General features: G+C 68.1%; 8 protein-coding genes. 2 read left to right on the forward strand and 6 right to left on the reverse strand.

Translation table 11 applies throughout. The features are described from left to right. On the forward strand, positions 1-1,720 hold a 1,720-nt coding region (locus AAHB16_RS04870), incomplete at its 5' end, for a PAS domain-containing hybrid sensor histidine kinase/response regulator (protein WP_342050268.1). A gap of 37 nt (positions 1,721-1,757) precedes the next feature. Here AAHB16_RS04870 and malQ read toward each other — a convergent pair. From malQ to AAHB16_RS04900, 6 genes are all read right to left on the reverse strand, one after another. Then, positions 1,758-3,929, reverse strand: a complete 2,172-nt coding sequence (gene malQ / locus AAHB16_RS04875) for a 4-alpha-glucanotransferase (RefSeq protein ID WP_150376616.1) — start codon at positions 3,927-3,929, stop codon at positions 1,758-1,760. A gap of 2 nt (positions 3,930-3,931) precedes the next feature. Continuing rightward, on the reverse strand, positions 3,932-6,079 hold the full coding sequence (gene glgX, locus AAHB16_RS04880) for a glycogen debranching protein GlgX (RefSeq protein ID WP_342050269.1): 2,148 nt from the start codon (positions 6,077-6,079) through the stop codon (positions 3,932-3,934). A gap of 87 nt (positions 6,080-6,166) precedes the next feature. Beyond that, positions 6,167-8,410 carry a 1,4-alpha-glucan branching protein GlgB gene (gene glgB, locus AAHB16_RS04885; protein ID WP_342050390.1) on the reverse strand — a complete coding sequence of 748 codons (2,244 nt, stop codon included), beginning with the start codon at positions 8,408-8,410 and terminating at the stop codon, positions 6,167-6,169. A gap of 10 nt (positions 8,411-8,420) precedes the next feature. Beyond that, the gene (treS, locus tag AAHB16_RS04890; RefSeq protein ID WP_342050270.1) at positions 8,421-11,819 is read right to left on the reverse strand and encodes a maltose alpha-D-glucosyltransferase; all 3,399 of its coding nucleotides are present in this window, start codon (positions 11,817-11,819) and stop codon (positions 8,421-8,423) included. Further along, the gene (locus AAHB16_RS04895) at positions 11,816-15,151 is read right to left on the reverse strand and encodes an alpha-1,4-glucan--maltose-1-phosphate maltosyltransferase (protein ID WP_342050271.1); all 3,336 of its coding nucleotides are present in this window, start codon (positions 15,149-15,151) and stop codon (positions 11,816-11,818) included. Before AAHB16_RS04895 ends, treS begins: the two co-directional genes overlap by 4 nt. Before the next feature lie 233 nt (positions 15,152-15,384). Beyond that, positions 15,385-16,401: a sigma-54 interaction domain-containing protein gene (locus AAHB16_RS04900; RefSeq protein ID WP_150376626.1), complete on the reverse strand. Its 1,017-nt coding sequence runs from the start codon at positions 16,399-16,401 to the stop codon at positions 15,385-15,387. Between the two features lie 257 nt (positions 16,402-16,658). On the opposite strand from AAHB16_RS04900, the gene AAHB16_RS04905 reads away from it, so the two are divergent. Further along, positions 16,659-18,059, forward strand: a complete 1,401-nt coding sequence (locus AAHB16_RS04905) for a sigma-54-dependent transcriptional regulator (RefSeq protein WP_150376628.1) — start codon at positions 16,659-16,661, stop codon at positions 18,057-18,059. The last annotated feature ends 7 nt before the right edge of the window (positions 18,060-18,066 follow it).

Here is an 18,066-nt window from a genome sequence, read left to right on the forward strand (position 1 = left end):
GGGGCGCGGTGTGGGCGGGGGGGGGGGGGGGGGGCCCCCCCCCCCCCGCGCCGATACGCACGACGACACCGTTTCGGCAGGCTGCGACCGGTGGCTCGACTCGGCACGCGACGAGGGCCGCGGCGAATGGCGCGGCTGGTGTGCGCGACGCGACGGCAGCGTCTTCTATGCGCACCTCGGTCTGGTGGTCCACGCCGACGGCATGGCCGTGGCATGTCACGACGTGACCGTGCGCCATGCGGCCGAGGAGCGCGCGGAGCAGGCCGAGGCCCGGCGCGCGCAACTGGCCAACGCGCTGCACGATCGTGCGGTCTGTGAACTGAGCCTCGATGGCACGATTCTGGAATGGAACGATGGCGCGACCGCGCTGACGGGGTATAGCGCGAGCGAGGCGATCGGCCAGCCCATCTCCCTGCTGTACTCGCGGCAGGACATCGCGGCCGGCAACGACCTCGCGGCACTCGAGGCGGTGCGCGCGCAGGGCGCGTGGAGCGGCGAAGACCGGCTGCAGCGCAAGGACGGTTCGCTCGTGCGCTGTGCCATCGGCCAGGTGCTGTCGCGCGACGCGGCAGCTTGTCCCACGGGCATTCTCTGGACCGCCCACGACATGACCGATGCCGCGCGATTGCGGGAGTTGGAGGGCGCGGGCCGTCGCGTGCAGGCTTTCCTGGCCATTCTCGCGCATGAACTGCGCAATCCGCTCGCGCCTATCCGCAATGCGGTGGACGTCATCCGCCTGACCTCGCCGGCGGACGGCCGTATTCGCCATTGCGCGGACATCATCGGCCGGCAGGTCCATCTGCTGACGCGGCTCGTCACGGACCTGATGGATGTAGGGCGCGTGACCACGGGCAAACTCAAGGTGCAGCTTGCCCCGACCATGTACAACGAGATCGTCGGCACGAGCATCGAGGCGATTCGCCCGGTCATCGAGGCAGCCGGACAGCGCATCTCGGTGACGTTGCCCACCGATCCGCTGTTCGTCAATGCCGATGCGGGCCGGCTGGGACAGGTCCTGTCGAACCTGCTCAGCAACGCGACCAAATACACCGCGCGCGGCGGCGCCATCTCGGTCGATGTCGTCGCCGAGGGCGGAAGCGTCATCACCACCGTGGCCGACACGGGCGAAGGCATCGCACCCGAAGCGCTCGATCGCATCTTCAACCTGTTCACGCAGGAGGGCGATGCGGCGGGACAACGCAGCGGTCTCGGCATCGGCCTTGCGCTGGCGCGCGCCGTGGTGGAAGCGCATGGTGGTGCGATTCAGGCCAGCAGTCCCGGCGAGGGCCGGGGCAGTACGTTCACCGTGATCCTCCCGGAGGTGGAAATGGACGGCGAAGCGGTGGTACGCGCGGTGCCCGAAGCAAGCGTCTCGCGCCGCGTGCTGATCGTCGACGACAACGCGGACTCGGCGGACAGCATGGTGGAACTCCTCGCGGTGCTCGGCCACGAGGCCCGCGCCGCTTACGGCGGCGCGCAGGCGCTCGAGGTGGTGCGCGACTTCATGCCCGACGTGGTGCTGCTGGACCTCGAGATGCCCGAGATGAACGGCTACGAGGTGCTTGCCGCCATGCAGGCCCACGGGCTGCGGGCGAGCGTGTTCGCGCTGACGGGCCGCGGTACCGCGGACGACCGGCGCCGCGCACTCGATGCGGGCTTCGCCGAGCATCTGGTCAAGCCGGTCACCGTGGAGTCGCTGAACGGCGCGCTGCGGGGCTAGCGCCCCGCATTGCCCGCATTGTCGGCATTCCCTGCGTTCACGCATCCCCGCTCCGCAGCGCGCGCACGCGCGCGGCAACGTCGCTGCGTGCGAACAGCGCCCGGACATCCACATCGATCCGCCGCTGCCAGTTCGGATGGCCGCTGATCGTGCCCGGGAGATTGGGCTGCTCGACCGCACCGGTCAGGTCCTCGATCGGCACGAGCCGCAGCGGCGTGCGCGTGCGTCCCAGCCACGCGAGGATGGCCTCGATCGGCGGCTCCTGTGGCGGAAGGTCGCGCGCTGCGCCGTCGATCATCCCGCCCTCGACGAGCGCATGCCATAACGCCGCCCGATCGGCCGCGCGCACGGCCATCGCGCTGGCCTCGGTTTCGCCGGGGCCCAGCTGCCCGAGGCTCGCGCGCCAGGCGATATCGCGGCCGGCCCACCAGCCCGCGATGCTCGGCAGATCGTGCGTGGTCGTCGTGGCCACCGCCTGCACCGGCCATTCCGCTGCGGGCACGAAGCGGGCGGTCGTCCCCGCCGGTGGCTCGGCATCCCGCTCGAACCACAGCACGTCGATGCCGAGCACGCCGCGCGCCGCGAGGGCGGCATTGAGCGATGCGGGCACGGTACCGAGGTTCTCGCCGATGACGATCGCGCGATGCCGCCACGATTCCAGCGCCACGAGCCGCAGCAGATCGTCCAGCGGATAGGTCAGATAGGCGCCTTCGCGCGCGGAAGCGCCCTCGGGCACCAGCCACATGCGCGCGAGGCCCAGCACATGATCGATGCGCAGGCCACCCGCATGCGCGAGATTCGCGCGCAGCATCTCGATGAACGCCGCGTAGCCGTGCTGGCGCAGCCCGCGCGGCGAGAACACCGCGACGCCCCAGTCCTGCCCGAGCGGGTTGTACACGTCGGGCGGCGCGCCCGCATGAAAGCCGTTGAGGATCTCGGCCTGCCGCGTCCACGCGTGGCTGCCACCGGGATCGGTGCCCACGGCGAGGTCCGCGATCACGCCGATGGCCATGCCGGCAGCGCGCGCGCGACGCTGCGCGGCGGCGAGGCCGTCCGCGGCCAGCCACTGCAGGAAGGTGTGGAAGGCCACGTCGTCGGCATGATCGCGCGCAAAGGCGGCCACGGCGTCGTCGTGAGGGTCCCGCCATTCGGCGGGCCAGTTGCGCCAGTCGGCACCCGCCTCGCCATCGCGCTGCAGGCGATGCTGCTGCATCGCCTCGAAGCAGGCGTGCGCGTGCAGGGCGCTGCCACCCAGCGCGCGAAACGCCGAAAAGCGTTGCAGCACGTCCGCCGGCAGAAGCTGCGCCTGACGTTCCCATAACCATCGCAGCACGGCATAGCGCGCGGGAGACAGCGCGAGCCAGTCGATTTCGTCGCGCGCCTCTGCCGCGCGGAACGCCTCGGCCAGCGACAGGGCGTCGATCGCCGTCGCGACCGCCTCCGCGCCGAATACCGCGGCGGGGTCGACATAGAGCGGATTGAAGAACAGCCGGCTCGACGGCGAATAGGGGCTATAGCGTGACGGCAGCGCGGCAAAGCCCGCATGCAGCGGATTGATCGCGACCGCCTGCGCGCTCGCCTTGGCCGCGGCTTCGCAGGCATCGGCCAGCGCGGTCAGGTCGCCGAGGCCGGTCGGGGCACCCCGCCGCAGCGAATAAAGCTGCACAGCCAGTCCCCATGGATGAGCGTCGGGCTTTCCGCCGCCATGCTCGTTCAGGGCATCCTCCACGCCGTAGCAGCGCGGCGGGGCGACGGCGATGGTGGTGTGCAGGTCGCCGAGTACCAGGCGGTGATAGCCGGCCGTGGCGATGGGCGCCAGCGCGAGGACGCTGCCGCTTCTGCCCAAACCGGTGTCCGCGGCGGAAGTCCATTCCACGCGCCGCGCCACGTCTTCCACGACGCTGCCGTCTTCCATCTCGATGCGATACGGCCGCTGCGCGATCGCCTCGCGCCAGGGCACATGCACGGGGCGATCGATGTCGGCGGTGATCAGGGGCGGCAAGCCATGCGCGGCGTCTTCGGCCTCGAGCCGCGCGCGCGAGGCTTCGCACTGGTCATCGGTCTCGCACGGCAGGCCCATGGCCGTCAGCACGGTGCGGATTGCCGCGGGCGACAGCGTCTGCGGCTGGCCCCACGCGTCGTCCCATTGGGTTTGCAGGCCTGCCTGCGTGGCCAGCGCCGCGAGCGGATCGGTGTGATGTGTCGTCATGTTCAGCCGTTCTCTTCCTTCGATACGTCTGCCGCGAGAAGTACCGCCCCGTGTGCGGGCACAAGCTGCATCGCGCGTCCGTCGTCGCCATAGCGGACAGGGGTTTCCTCGTCGCCGGGCGCGGTGCTGTCGAACAGCACGCGCCACTGCGTGCCGGGCGCGGGCGGATGGAACACGGCGTCCTCGCAGCCCGCGTTCAGGCAGAGGAGGATCACCTGCACGACGTCCTGCTGGGCATGGTCGTGCGCGGCGCGGCGCAGCGCCAGCGTGCGTTCCTCGGGGTTGGCCCACTGCTCGGGGCTCAGTTCGTTGCCATCGGGGTCGAACCACGCGATATCGGCGAGGCCGGGCGCGGGGCGCGTGCGGCCGTGCACGAAGCGGTTTTCCGTGAGCACGGGCAATTGCCGGCGCAGCGCGAGCAGACGCTTCACGCATGTGAGCATCGGCGCGTTCGCCGGATCGGCCGCGGCGTTCCAGTCGAGCCAGGAGAGGGGGCTGTCCTGGCAGTAGGCATTGTTGTTCCCTCCCTGGCTGCGGCCCCATTCGTCGCCGGCGGTGATCATCGGCGTGCCCTGCGACAGCAGCAGCGTGGTCATCAACGCGCGCGCGACGCGGGCGCGCGTCTCGCGGATGGCGGGATCGTCGGTCGGTCCCTCGACGCTGCCATCGGGACTCCAGTTCGCGCTCGCGTTGTCGTCGTTGCCATCGCGGTTGTCCTCGCGGTTCGCCTCGTTGTGCTTGTGGCTGTAGCTCACGAGGTCCGCGAGCGTGAAGCCGTCGTGCGCGGTGATGAAGTTGACGCTCGCCCATGGCTTGCGGTGGCGGCGGTCGAACAGGTCCGCGGAGCCTGTCAGCCGCGCCGCGAGCTCACCGCGCTGGCCGGCATCGCCGCGCCAGTAGCGCCGCACGTTGTCGCGGAACTTGTCGTTCCATTCGGCGAAGCCCGGCGGGTGATTGCCGACCTGGTAGCCGCCGGGACCCAGATCCCATGGCTCGGAGATGAGCTTCACGCGCGACAGGACGGGATCCTGCAGTAGCGCGTCGAAGAAGCCCGAGCCCGGATCGAACCCCTGCGCCTCGCGGCCCAGCGTGGTGCCGAGATCGAAGCGGAAGCCATCCACGCGATAGCACTGCACCCAATAGCGCAGCGAGTCCATCACCATCTGGAGTACGCGCGGATGCGACATGTTGAGCGTATTGCCGCAACCGGTGTCGTTGATGTAATGGCGTTCGTCGCCCGGCATCAGCCGGTAGTAGCTGGCATTGTCGAGGCCGCGCCACGATACCGTCGGCCCGAGTTCGTTGCCTTCGCACGTGTGGTTGTAGACCACGTCGAGGATGACCTCGATACCGGCCGCATGGAGCCGCCGGATGGCGACCTTGACCTCGTGCAGCTGGTTCGCGGACAGGAACTGCGGCTCGGGCGCGAAGAACGCGAGCGAGTTGTAGCCCCAGTAGTTGCGCAGGCCGCGCTCGATCAGGAAGCGGTCCTGCAGGAATGCATGCACGGGCAGCAGTTCGATGGACGTCACGCCGAGCGCATGCAGATGATCGACGAAGCGCGGATCGGCCAGCGCCTCGAACGTGCCGCGGACATGCGGCAGCAGGTCCTCGCGCTGCATGGAAACACCGCGCACGTGGGCCTCGTAGATCGTCGTCTGCGGCCAGGGAACGGCGGGTGGGCGGTCGTCGCCCCAGTGGAAGCTTTCGTCGACGACCACGCCCTTCGCCATCATCGGCGCGCTGTCGCGGCGGTCGGGCGTGAGGTCCGCGCGCGGGCTGTTGAGCCGGTAGCCGAACAAGGCGTCGGACCAGCGCACGGGACCCGAGAGCTGGCGCGCATAGGGATCGAGCAGCAGCTTGTGCGGATTGAAACGGTGGCCGCGCGCGGGCTCGTAAGGCCCGAACGCGCGAAAGCCGTACACGGTGCCGAGCGGAGCGTGGGGCAGGTATCCGTGCCAGATCTCGTCGGTGCACTCCGGCAGCTGCAGCCGTTGCATCTCGCGGCGGCCGTTGGCCGAGAACAGGCACAGGTCGATGCGGCTCGCATTGGCGGAGAACACCGCGAAGTTGACGCCTAGCCCGTCCCAGTGCGCGCCGAGCGGATAGGGCTTGCCGGGCAGCAGGCGGTCGATGGGTGCGCTCGCCATGAAGTCAGCTCCTTCCTGAGATGTCGTTACGGTTGTAGTGATTGTTCTTGGACCGGGGGCTCACCTCGTGCAGCAGTCTCAATAAACTTACCCCGCGAATCGCAATACCAGCGTCGCCAGCGGCGGCAGCGTCAGTTCGACCGACGCGGGCTGGCCGTGCGACGCCGTGTCGCCGGCTTCCACGCGCCCGCCATTGCCGATATTGCTGCCGCCATAGACACCGGCATCGCTGTTCAGGCATTCGTCCCATGCACCCGCGAACGGCACGCCGAGACGGTAGCCGGGCCGCGGCACCGGGGTCATGTTTACCACCACCAGAACGACGTCGCGGCTGCCCTTGCCGGCACTGCGCAGATAGGCGAACACGCTGTTCTGGTGATCGTCGCCGACCACCCACTGGAAGCCCTCCGGGTGGTGGTCCATCGCATGCAGCGCGGGCAGTTCCCGATAGAGCCGGTTCAGGTCGCGCACGAGCGAGTGCACGCCGCGGTGCTGAGGCTGGTCGAGCAGCGACCAGTCGAGTTCGTCGTCGTGATTCCATTCGCGCCACTGCGCGAACTCCCCACCCATGAACAGCAGCTTCTTGCCCGGATGCGTCCACATGAAGGCGTAGTACGCGCGCAGGTTCGCCAGCCGCTGCCAGTCGTCGCCGGGCATGCGGCCGATCATCGAGCCCTTGCCATGTACCACCTCGTCGTGCGACAGCGGCAGCACGAATGCTTCGGACCACGCGTAGACCATGCCGAACGTCATGTCCGAGTGGTGCCACGGACGATGGATCGGCGCGTGCGCCATATAGCGCAGCGTGTCGTGCATCCAGCCCATGTTCCACTTGAAGTCGAAGCCGAGCCCGCCCGATTCCACGCTGGCGGTCACGCCGGGCCATGCGGTGGATTCCTCGGCGATGGTCAGCGCGCCGGGGCAACGTTCGTGCACGACGGTGTTGAGATCGCGCAGGAAGGCCACGGCCTCGAGGTTCTCGCGGCCGCCATAGCGGTTCGGAATCCATTGGCCCGCCTCGCGGCTGTAGTCGCGATACAGCATCGACGCGACCGCATCGACGCGCAGCGCATCGATATGGAAACGTTCGAGCCAGTGCAGCGCGCCGGCGAGCAGAAAGCCGCGCACCTCGTTCCGGCCGAGGTTGTAGATCAGCGTGTTCCAGTCCTGATGGAAACCTTCGCGTGGATCCTCGTGCTCGTACAGCGCGGTACCGTCGAAGCGCGCGAGGCCGTGCGGATCGGTCGGAAAATGCGCGGGCACCCAGTCGAGAATCACGCCGATGCCGGCCTGATGGCAGCGATCGACGAACGCCGCGAACTGCTCGGGGCGCCCGAGGCGCGCCGTCGGCGCGAACAGCGACAGCGGCTGATAGCCCCACGATCCGCCGAATGGATGCTCGGTCACGGGCAGCAGTTCGATATGCGTAAAGCCGAGGTCGCGGATATACGGCACCAGCCTGTCCGCGAGAATCTCCCATCCGCGTTCCGGATCGTTCGCGGCACGCTGCCACGACATCGCGTGCAGCTCGTACACGGACATCGGCGCGGTATAGGGATTCGCGGAGGCGCGCTGCCGCATCCACTCGCCGTCGTTCCAGCCGAACGGCGGCGCGCTCTGGCCCGCGCAGGCGACCACCGATGCGGTGGCGGGCGGCGCCTCGGTGGCCAGCGCCAGCGGGTCCGCCTTGTCCGGCAACGGGGTGCCATCGGCACCGATCAGGTCGAACTTGTAGCGGGCGCCCGGGCCCGCGCCGAGCGCGGACGGGAGGAACAGTTCCCATACCCCGGAGCCGTGGCGCACGCGCATCGGATGGCGGGACGCGTTCCAGCCGTTGAAATCCGCAATCACGGATACGCGCTGCGCATTGGGGGCCCATACGGCGAACCGTACGCCAACCTCGCCATCGATGGTCATGCACTGCGCGCCGAGACAACTCCCGAGCTCGAGATGCCGGCCCTCGTTGATCAGATGCAGGTCCAGCTCGCCCAGCAGCAGGCCGAACGCATAGGGGTCGGCCGTGACCTGCTCGCTGCCGTCGGGCCAGCGGATGCGCAACCGGTAGTCGCGGGAAACGGGCTCGCCCTTGCCCCAGTTGGGTAGCCGGCCCGCAAAGACGCCGCCGCCATGGAGGCGCTTCATCTCCGCGACAGGCTTGCCGTCGGCGTCGGTGAGCCAGGCGCCCTCGGCACCGGGCAACAAGGCGCGCACGACCACGCCGTGGTCGTCGCGATGCGGGCCGAGCACGCCGAACGGGTCGGCCAGACGGCCGGCGAGCAGCGCCTCGATGACGGGATCGGGCAGGGTGGGCGTATCGGGCTGCAGGTCCATTTCTGCGGTGTCATGACTGGCCATCGGCGGCTCCGGTTCCCAGCAGTTTGCGCACGAGGCGGGCCAGCCCGCTGGCCGGCAGGTCGATCCAGGCGACCCGGTTGGCGGCTTCGTAGCCGACCTCATACGCCGCGCGTTCGAGCAGGAAGAGGTCGAGCAGCGGTTGCAGCTGCGCGGGTTCCGCCCACGGGCGCGACGCCTGGCGCATCGTCTGCTGGTAGCAATTGAGAAAGGCGCCGGTCGCCGCTTCGCGGAAGCGTTCGAGCAGCGCCGCGCGCCGCTCGGCCAGGGCCGGCGGCAGCGTGACGTGGGTGCGTTCGCGGCGATCGGTGCCGACCGTCGCGGCCGCGTAGTCGATCGAGCGCAGCAGGCCGGCCGCATCGCGCAACGGTGAGGTCTTGCGCCGGCGCACGTCGAGCGAATGGCGCGGCGAGCCTTCGAAGTCGACGATATAGGTGTCGTTCTGCGCGATCAGCACCTGGCCCAGATGGAAGTCGCCGTGAATGCGCGTCTGCAGCGTGCCGGGCGCCGCCGCGGCAAGCTGCTGGACCAGTCGCGGCAGCGCGTCGCGGGCGTTCATCAGCGTGTCGATGTCTTCGGCGAAGCTGCCGCGTGCCTCGCCGCGCCGCGCTTCCAGCAGCGACAGGGCCTCGTCGATCGACGCCATGGCCTCACGTGCCCACTCTTCCGCCTGCGCCTCGCCGGCCACCTCGGGCGCGAACGGCGCCTCGTCCGTCGGCTGGGCGAGCACCGCGTGCAGTTCCGCGACGCGCCGGCCCAGTGTGCCGATCATGGCCGCGTAGCCCTTCAGCGCTTCGTCGAAATCGTCTTCGCTGCGGTCGGCGGGCAAGGCGTCGTCGATAGACCGGCCGAGGTAGTCGAGGGTCCAGTCCCAGCCATCCCCCTGGTTGAGGATGTACCCCTGCAGCAGCATCAGCGTATGCGGCGTGCCCGCCGCGTTGGTGCGCACCACCTCGCCGAGCAACGGTGCCGAGTGGGTATAGCCGTGGCTCGTGAGGTAACGCGTCATTTCGGCTTCCGGATGGATACCGCCCGCGATACGGCGGACCATCTTCAGCACCCCGTAGTTGCCATAGGCCAGCGAGCTGTTCGTTTGCTCCGCGGACATCCATTGCACCGGCTCCTGCTCGAGCGGCACATTGGCCAGCCCCGGCTCCGCGAGAAATCGAATGACGCCATGCGAGGTCTCTGCCTGGGTGCCTTCGCGCAACGCGGTGACCACCTGCCGCGCGAACGGCTCGATCACGAAGCCGTCCGTGGCCATGCCCACTCGCGCGCCGCGGCGCACGCGGGCCATGGACAACCCATAGGCGAGCTGCGAGACCCCGTCCTGGCTTTCGCGGTCCCAGAGCAGCGCCACGGGCAACTGGTAGCACTCGGAGCGGTTCGACAGCACCACCTCCACTTCGCAATGAAACACTTCCTCGCCCGAGGTGGACTTGGCGAAGGGCCAGGCGTAAGCCACGTTCACCCGTTCGATCTTGTCCCCCTTGGACGCGAACCAGCGACGGCGCGCGAGGTAATGCGGCAGGACTTCGGTGGTGAGCGCGCGGCGCGCCGACTCGGTCAACTCCGAGCGGCCAGCCACGTTCTGCACGACAAGCGTAATCTGGTCGGTCATCTGTTCTGGCGCGTCAACGTGCCAGGAAGGCGGTTGCGCGTCTTCGCTGAGCACAAACCAATAGAATCCATAGGGCGGCAGCGTGAGCAGGTACGTGAGCTGACCGATGGCCGGGAACGGCGTGGCGCCGAGCATCTCCACGGGCACGCGGCCCGCGAACGCGGAGAGGTCGAGCTCCACGGCCTGTGGCGCGCGCGACAGGTTCGCCACGCACAGGATGTGCTCGCCGTTGTACTCGCGCAGGTAGGCGAGGATCTTGCGATTGCCGGGGAACAGGAAGCGCAGCGTGCCGCGGCCGAATGCGCGATGCTGGCGGCGCAGCGCGAGCATGCGGCGCATCCAGTTGAGCAGCGAATGCGGATCGCGGTTCTGCGCTTCCACATTGACGGCTTCGTACCCATACAACGGTCCCTGCAACGGCGGCAGCACGAGCCGTTCCGGGTCCGCGTGCGAGAAGCCGCCATTGCGGTCCGGCGACCATTGCATCGGCGTGCGCACGCCGTCGCGGTCCCCGAGGTGGATGTTGTCGCCCATGCCGATCTCGTCGCCGTAGTAGATGACGGGCGTGCCCGGCATCGAGAACAGCAGGCTGTTCATCAGCTCGATGCGTCGGCGGTCGCGTTCCATCAGCGGCGCCAGCCGGCGGCGAATGCCGAGGTTGATGCGCGCGCGGCGGTCGGAGGCATAGACCTCCCACAGGTAGTCGCGCTCGCTGCTGGTCACCATCTCGAGCGTGAGCTCGTCATGGTTGCGGAGGAAGATTGCCCACTGGCAGTTCGGCGGCACCTCCGGCGTCTGCCGCATGATGTCCGTGATCGGGAAACGATCCTCGCGCGCGATGGCCATGTACATGCGCGGCATCAGCGGGAAGTGGAACGCCATATGGCATTCGTCGCCGGCGATGCCGTCCGGGCTCGCGGCGCCCGTGGTATCCGCCGTGGCGCCGCCGCTCATGCCGCCGAAGTACTGCTGCGCATCCTCGGGCCACATATTGGCTTCGGCGAGCAGCAGGCGGCCCGTGTAGTGCTCGTCCAGATGGCGGCGAATCTGCTTGATCACCGCGTGCGTCTCGGCGAGGTTCTCGTTGCTCGTGCCCTCGCGTTCCACGAGGTATGGCACGGCATCGAGCCGGAGCCCGTCGACGCCGATATCGAGCCAGTAACGCATGACCGACAGGACTTCGTTGATGACCTGCGGGTTGTCGAAGTTGAGATCGGGCTGGTGCGAATAGAACCGGTGCCAGAAATACGCGCCGGCCTCGGCGTCCCAGCTCCAGTTGGACTTCTCGGTGTCGCAGAAGATGATGCGCGTGCCGGCGTAGGCCTGGTCGTTGTCCGACCACACGTAGTAGTTGCGCGCCGCCGAACCGGGCTTGGCCTTGCGCGCGCGCTGGAACCACGGATGCTGGTCCGACGTGTGGTTGATCACGAGTTCCGTGATCACGCGCAGGCCGCGCGCGTGGGCCGCCGTGACGAATCGCTTCGCTTCGGCCAGCGTACCGTAGTCGGGATGTACACCGCGGTAGTCCGCGATGTCGTAGCCATCGTCGCGGCGCGGGGACGGATAGAACGGCAGCAGCCAGACCGTATCGACACCGAGGTTGACGAGGTAGTCGAGCTTGGCGTGCAGTCCCGCGAAGTCGCCGACGCCGTCACCGTTGGCGTCATAGAACGACTTGATATGCAGTTGATAGATGACCGCGTCCTTGTACCAGAGCGGGTCGGCGTTGAGCAGGGCGGCGTTGGCGCGATCGGTTAGACGCTTCATGCCGTGTCTCCGGATGTTGTTGTCGGTTGTGGCCTGACGTGCCAGAGCGAGAACGGCAACTCGTGCGGATTCAGGCGAATATGCTGATGCTTGCCCTGCCACGTGAACCGGTGGCCGAACATCTGGTCTTCCACGAGCAGCGACGCGTCGTCGGGCAGACCCCACTCCCACAGCGGCAGTTCGATATCGGCTTCGCGCGGCGCGCGCGGGTCGAGGCTGATGGCCCCGAGCAGCACGTCGTCGCCGAATGCGCCCGTCTGCTCCGCACCGCTCGGCACGAAGCGCGCGAAGTACAGCACCGCGTCGTCGCTGGCGTGATAGAAGCGCAGACCCAGATGGTTCTGCAGCGCGGGGTGGTTGGCGCGGATCTGGTTGAGGCGCGAGATCTCGGCAACGATGTTGCCGGGCTGCCGCCAGTTGCGCGTGCGCAGTTCGTATTTCTCGGAGTCGAGGTACTCCTCCTTGGTGACGCCGTTGACGACGAGCGGCGCGCTTTCGCAGACCTCGAAGCCGTTGTACATGCCCCAGAGCCCCGACAGCAGCGCGGCCAGTGCCGCGCGGATCAGAAAGGCCGGCCGTCCACCTTCATGCAGGAAGTACGGGTTGATATCGGGCGTGTTGACGAAGAAGTGCGGACGGTAGAACTCGCGCATCGGGCCGCGCGTGAGCTCGGTCATGTATTCGATGAGCTCGGCCTTCGTATTGCGCCACGTGAAGTAGGTATAGGACTGCGCAAAACCGAGCTTGGCCAGTCGCGCCATCATCTTCGGGCGCGTGAACGCTTCCGCGAGGAACAGCGTATCCGGGTAGCGCGCGCGCACGTCCGCGATCATCCATTCCCAGAACGGCAGCGGCTTGGTGTGCGGATTATCGACGCGGAAGATGCGCACGCCCTGTTCGGCCCAGAACATCACCACGTCGCGCAACGCTTCCCACAGCTTGTCGCCGCCGGGCGTCGCATAGAAGTCGACGTTGACGATGTCCTCGTACTTCTTCGGCGGGTTCTCGGCATAGCGCAGCGAGCCGTCGGGCCGATGCTGGAACCACTCGGGATGCTCGCGCAGCCACGGGTGGTCGAGCGAGCATTGGATGGCGAAGTCCAGCGCGAGTTCGATGCCGAGGTCGGCGGCCGCGCGGCGCAGACGCTGGAAGTCCTCGAGCGTGCCGAGTTCCGGGTGGATCGCGTCATGGCCGCCCTCGGCCGCGCCGATGGCATACGGGCTGCCCACATCGCCGGGTTCGGCCTTGAGGCTGTTGTTCTTGCCCTTGCGGTGCTGAATGCCGATCGGATGGATCGGCGGGAAGTACAGCACGTCGAAGCCCATGGCGCGGATATCGGGCAGCCGGCGGATGACGTCGGCAAAGGTGCCGTGGCGCTGGGTATCCCCGCTTTCCGACCGCGGGAACAGTTCGTACCAGCTGGCAAAGCGCGCCGCGAGCCGATCGGCTTCGACGGGCATCGTCGTCGGGAAGCGGCTCAGGAACGGACGCCCCGACGGATGCGCCATCGAGGCGCGCATCGCGGCGTCGGTGCGCGGCGAGAGCAGGATCTCCAGCCGCAGCGCATCGTCGCCGCTTGCCGCGCCCAGATCGGCCACGATCGCACCGGCACCCTCGATCTGCGCCGACTCCGGTCCGGCCAGCGTGGCCAGCACGAGGCGCGCGCCTTCCTCGATCTCGAGCGTGATATCGACGCCGGCCTTGCGCTTCTTGCCGACTTCGTCGAGCCAGCTGCCGAAGCTGTCCTTCCAGGCTTCGACCGTATATTCGTGGCGGCCCATCGCCACCATCGGGAAACTGCCGCGCCAGCGATCGTTGACGATCGGCACCATGGGCGACGACTGCCACGTCGATTCACCCGGTGCGCGCCAGACGACCGCGGCGGCGAGCTTGTCGTGCCCATCCATCCAGATATCGGCGCTGACCTCGACGCATTCGCCGACGACGCGGCGTACCGCAAAGCGGCCGGCATCGCACGATGGCGTCAGGTTCTCGATGGCGACGCGCGGTGCGGCCATGGCATCGGCGGTGGCAAGCGCCGGCTTGGCCGTGCCGTTGGCCTTGGCTTTCGCTCCACGCTTGCGTGCCGGCTCGGCCGGCGCGCGCGCGGCAACCGGTGCGGGGATGGCGCGATAGATACGAATATCGGCGGGCGCCAGCGTAATGATGCCGCAGGGGTCCAGCGTGTCCTGCCGCGCGAGCGCGCTGCCGGGGCCGCCTTCGCTGGGCAGCAGCGTGGCCGCCGGCTGCGGCAGGCCCTGCAGGATGCGGTCGGCGCCGAACGACGCCGGATCATCGGTGCACGGGTTGAGCACGACCGTCAGCGCCGGCGGTTCCGCCGCCGCGGCATCGGGTGCGTGGCCATTCGCGAGGTGCCGGGGCAGGCGGGCCAGCACGGTCAGCGGCGCGTCGGGCCCGCTGAGCTGGCGTACGGCCACGGCCGGGCCCCCGCGCTGCGCGCCGATCCACGCATTGACTTCCATGACCTCGTGCGACAGATCGAACGGTGTGTCGTGGGCTTCCAGTTCGGCAATGAGTCCGCCACCGCCGGTCTCGAACCCGGCCGGTACCAGCAGACCGTCGCCGATGGCCGCCGCCGTCCACAGCGCGCGGCGCGCCGCGAGCACGTCGAGGCCATTCGGCGTGAGCGACGGCGCGGCCAGCACGCGACCGAACCGATGCAGGCGCGCGATTTCTTCGGTCAGCCACGCGCTGCGATAGTCCCACCACGGCAGCGAACAGAAGGCGCCGTCGAATGGTGCCTGCGCGAGGTCGTCGAGCTGCTGGGGCGTGGTGCCGGGCGTCCAGGCGAGAAAGAGTCCGTGTGGTCCCTGTGTTCCCTGTGTCCCCTGTGTCCCCTGTGCCGTGCCGCCACAGCGAACCTCGTCGATGAGCTCGGCCCAGTGGAGCCCGAGTACGCGCGTCGGCGCGCGGCAGCAGAACCCGGCCACGCCGCTCTCGAGCGCATCGCGGACCTGTGTGGCCCACCATTGCACGGCAGCGGCCGCCACGGCGGGATCGTGCCAGCGCAGGCGTACGCCGGGCAGATGGTGGTCGGTGGCATCGGGGCCGCCACCGGGGCGCGCGTGATCGAGCCAGCCGTCGTGATGCGCGGCGGCATCCTGGGGAAAGCGGTCGAGCGAGAGATCGAGCAGCACGCCGAGGCCGTGCCGGCGGCACGAGGCCGCAACGGCGGACAGCGATTCGGGCCGGTTGTGCGGCACCGACCATCCGGCTAGCAGCACATGGTCGAATCCGAGCGATGCGGCACGCGTCAGTGCGGCATCGTCGATGGGTCGTGAGTCGGACGGAGTAAGTTGGCAAATTCGCACGTGACGTTCCTTGGCGGCAAGCCTTGGGCCGGGAATTGGATCTGGCGAGGCATGCGAAGGCTGTGCCAGAACGTCAGCGTTGCGGGAAAAAACCGAAAAGCCTTGTGAGGCAAGGCGTTGGAGCGAGTGACGCGCGCGCTGCAAACCTTGGGCCGCGCCGTCCCATGTAATTCCTACATGCGGCAGGCGCGTCTTTGCGCGTTGCAGCACTCGGGCGCGGCAGGGCGCCCGACTCAGCTGGCGCGATACACGTCCAGACGGTTGTAGAGCGTCTTCAGGCTGATGCCGAGCGCGCGCGCGGCCTGGCGCTTGTCGCCGTCGTAACGGGACAGCGTGGCGAGGATGATCTCGCGCTGCGTGTCGGCGAGCGTGGTGCCCACGCGCACGCTGACCACACCATCGACCGTGGTCGGGCGGGGCGGCTGGTTGGCGAGATTCGGGTTGCCGATCTCCACGAGCTTGTCGGCGAGGATATACGCGCGATAGACCGCGTTCTTGAGTTCGCGCACGTTGCCGGGCCAGTCGTACCGCACGAGGCGCTCGAGCGTGCCGGGGGAAAACGTCTTGTCGGTCTGCTCCATCGCGTTGAACTCGGCGAGGAAATGCCGCGCGAGCGGGACAATGTCCTCCGTGCGCTCGCGCAACGGCGGAATCTGCAGCGGAAACACGGCAAGCCGGTACAGCAGGTCCTCCCGCAGATGGCCACTGCGTACGGCGTCCATCGGGTCGCGGTTGGTCGCGGCCAGAATGCGGACGTCGCTGACGAGCAGCGTATCGCCGCCCACGCGCTGGAACGTCCGGCTCTCCAGTACGCGCAGCAGCTTGATCTGCATCTCAAGTGGCATTTCAGTCACTTCATCGAGAAACAGCGTTCCGGACTGGGCCTGCTCGAAGTAGCCGGCTTTCTGTTCGAGCGCACCCGTGAATCCGCCCTTTTCGTGGCCAAACAGTTCGGACTCGATGAGGGTGGGAGCGATCGCGCCGCAGTTGACTGCGATAAACGGTCCCTGGCGGCGATTGCTGCGTTCATGCACCGCGCGCGCCACGACTTCCTTGCCTGCGCCGGATTCGCCAACCGCAAGCATCGTGACATCGGTGGCAGCCACGCGATCGAGCTGGTTCAGCAGCCGCTGCATCGCGGGAGACGTGGATTCCCATAGCAGAGAGACCTGGCCGGGCACGGCACGGCGAGCCGGCGCGCGGGGCGGCGGAGCAGTGCGGCTCGGAGGGCTGGTGACGGTAGTGGACACGGGTGTCGCCTGGGCCGGGACGCCTTGCCACTTCCATCGCTGCAACAGGGGCGGCAGGAGGAGGTCGCAATCGCGTCGGCATTGGTGGTTGATGGCTCTTATGCTATCTGTTGAGGCAAGCAGTGGCTACCGCCCGCGCACGGGTCGCGGCAAGGTCCGACAGCCGTGTCAGACGAACACTGGCATAACGCACCTGACGGCACCATTACACTTCGAGTTATCTTTCCGCCCTGCGCCCGCCGCCAACCCATCCGACCATGCCACATATTTTGATCGTTGACGACGACGAGAACGCTTGCGCCGCGCTGGCCGAGATTGTCGCGATCGAGGGCTTTTCGTCGGCAACGGCAGGCAACCTGCGCGAAGCGCGCCTTCAGATCGGCTGGCGCATGCCCGATGCGGTCCTTGCGGACCTGCGGCTGCCCGACGGCAGCGGCATGGAATTGTTCGGCGAAGTCAGCTCTGCCGGGGTCGAGGTCATCCTGACCACCGGCTATGCGAGCGTCGAGTCCGCGGTGGAAGCGCTCCGCATGGGCGCCACCGATTATCTGGTCAAGCCAATCAACGTCACGCGCCTGCAGGCCGTGCTCAAGCGCATCGCCACCACGGGCGAGCTGAAGGCGGAAATCCATTCGCTGCGCGGCGAACTGCGCCGCTATGGACGCTTTGGCCGCCTGCTCGGCAGTTCGGAGGCGATGCAGGCCGTCTACGATCAGCTCAGCAAGGTCGGCCCGACGGAGGCCACGGTACTGCTGATCGGCGAGTCGGGCACGGGCAAGGAGCTTGCAGCCCAGACCGTGCATGAACTCTCGTCGCGCCGCCGCCAGCCCTTCCTCGCCGTGAATTGCGGCGCGATCTCGCCCACGCTGATCGAATCCGAAATGTTCGGTCACGAGCGCGGCAGCTTTACCGGTGCCGACCGTCAGCACAAAGGCTACTTCGAGCGCGCCGACGGCGGCACGCTGTTCCTCGACGAAATCACCGAGATGCCGCTCGAGCTGCAGGTCAAGCTGCTGCGCGTGCTCGAGACCGGTACCTTCATGCGCGTCGGGACCAATCGCGAATGCCATGCGGACGTTCGCGTGCTGGCCGCGACCAACCGCAATCCCGAAGAGGCCGTGGCGGACGGCAAGCTGCGCGCCGACCTCTACCACCGGCTGAACGTATTCCCGATCGAGCTGCCGCCGCTGCGCGTGCGCGGCGACGACGTGGTGCAGATTGCCAACACGATGCTGGAACAGCTCAATGCGGAGCAGGGCACGCAACGGCGATTCGCGAGCAATGTGCTGGAGAGCCTGCGCATGCATTCGTGGCCGGGCAACGTGCGTGAGTTGCGCAACTTCGTCCAGCGCGCGTACATCCTGGCCGACCAGGACGTGATTACCGAGGTCCAGATTCCGCTGCAGGTGGCCGCGACGCCGTCGCCAGGCACGGCCGTGGTATCGGTGCCCGTGGGCATGTCGCTCGCGGACGCGGATCGCCAGTTGATCTTTGCGACGCTCGAGCAATGCGCGGGCGTCAAGAAGCACGCCGCCGAGATTCTCGGCATCAGTCTCAAAACGCTGTACAACCGGCTCGAAGACTATGCGGCCAAGGGTGAGCTGCCGGAATGGCTGCGCGCCTCGCGTAACGGCGACAACAGCCCGCCGGCCGCATGACGACACC

The sequence above is a fragment of the Cupriavidus sp. OTU4054 genome (assembly GCF_038440175.1).
In the GTDB taxonomy this organism is placed as follows: domain Bacteria; phylum Pseudomonadota; class Gammaproteobacteria; order Burkholderiales; family Burkholderiaceae; genus Cupriavidus; species Cupriavidus pauculus_D.

What these genes read in the sequence shown, in the direction of transcription:
- treS (WP_342050270.1), bottom strand. Translation starts at nt 11,819, where the DNA reads ATGAAGCGTCTAACCGATCGCGCCAACGCCGCCCTGCTCAACGCCGAC.
- glgB (WP_342050390.1), bottom strand. Translation starts at nt 8,410, where the DNA reads ATGGACCTGCAGCCCGATACGCCCACCCTGCCCGATCCCGTCATCGAG.
- AAHB16_RS04905 (WP_150376628.1), top strand. Translation starts at nt 16,659, where the DNA reads ATGCCACATATTTTGATCGTTGACGACGACGAGAACGCTTGCGCCGCG.
- glgX (WP_342050269.1), bottom strand. Translation starts at nt 6,079, where the DNA reads ATGGCGAGCGCACCCATCGACCGCCTGCTGCCCGGCAAGCCCTATCCG.
- malQ (WP_150376616.1), bottom strand. Translation starts at nt 3,929, where the DNA reads ATGACGACACATCACACCGATCCGCTCGCGGCGCTGGCCACGCAGGCA.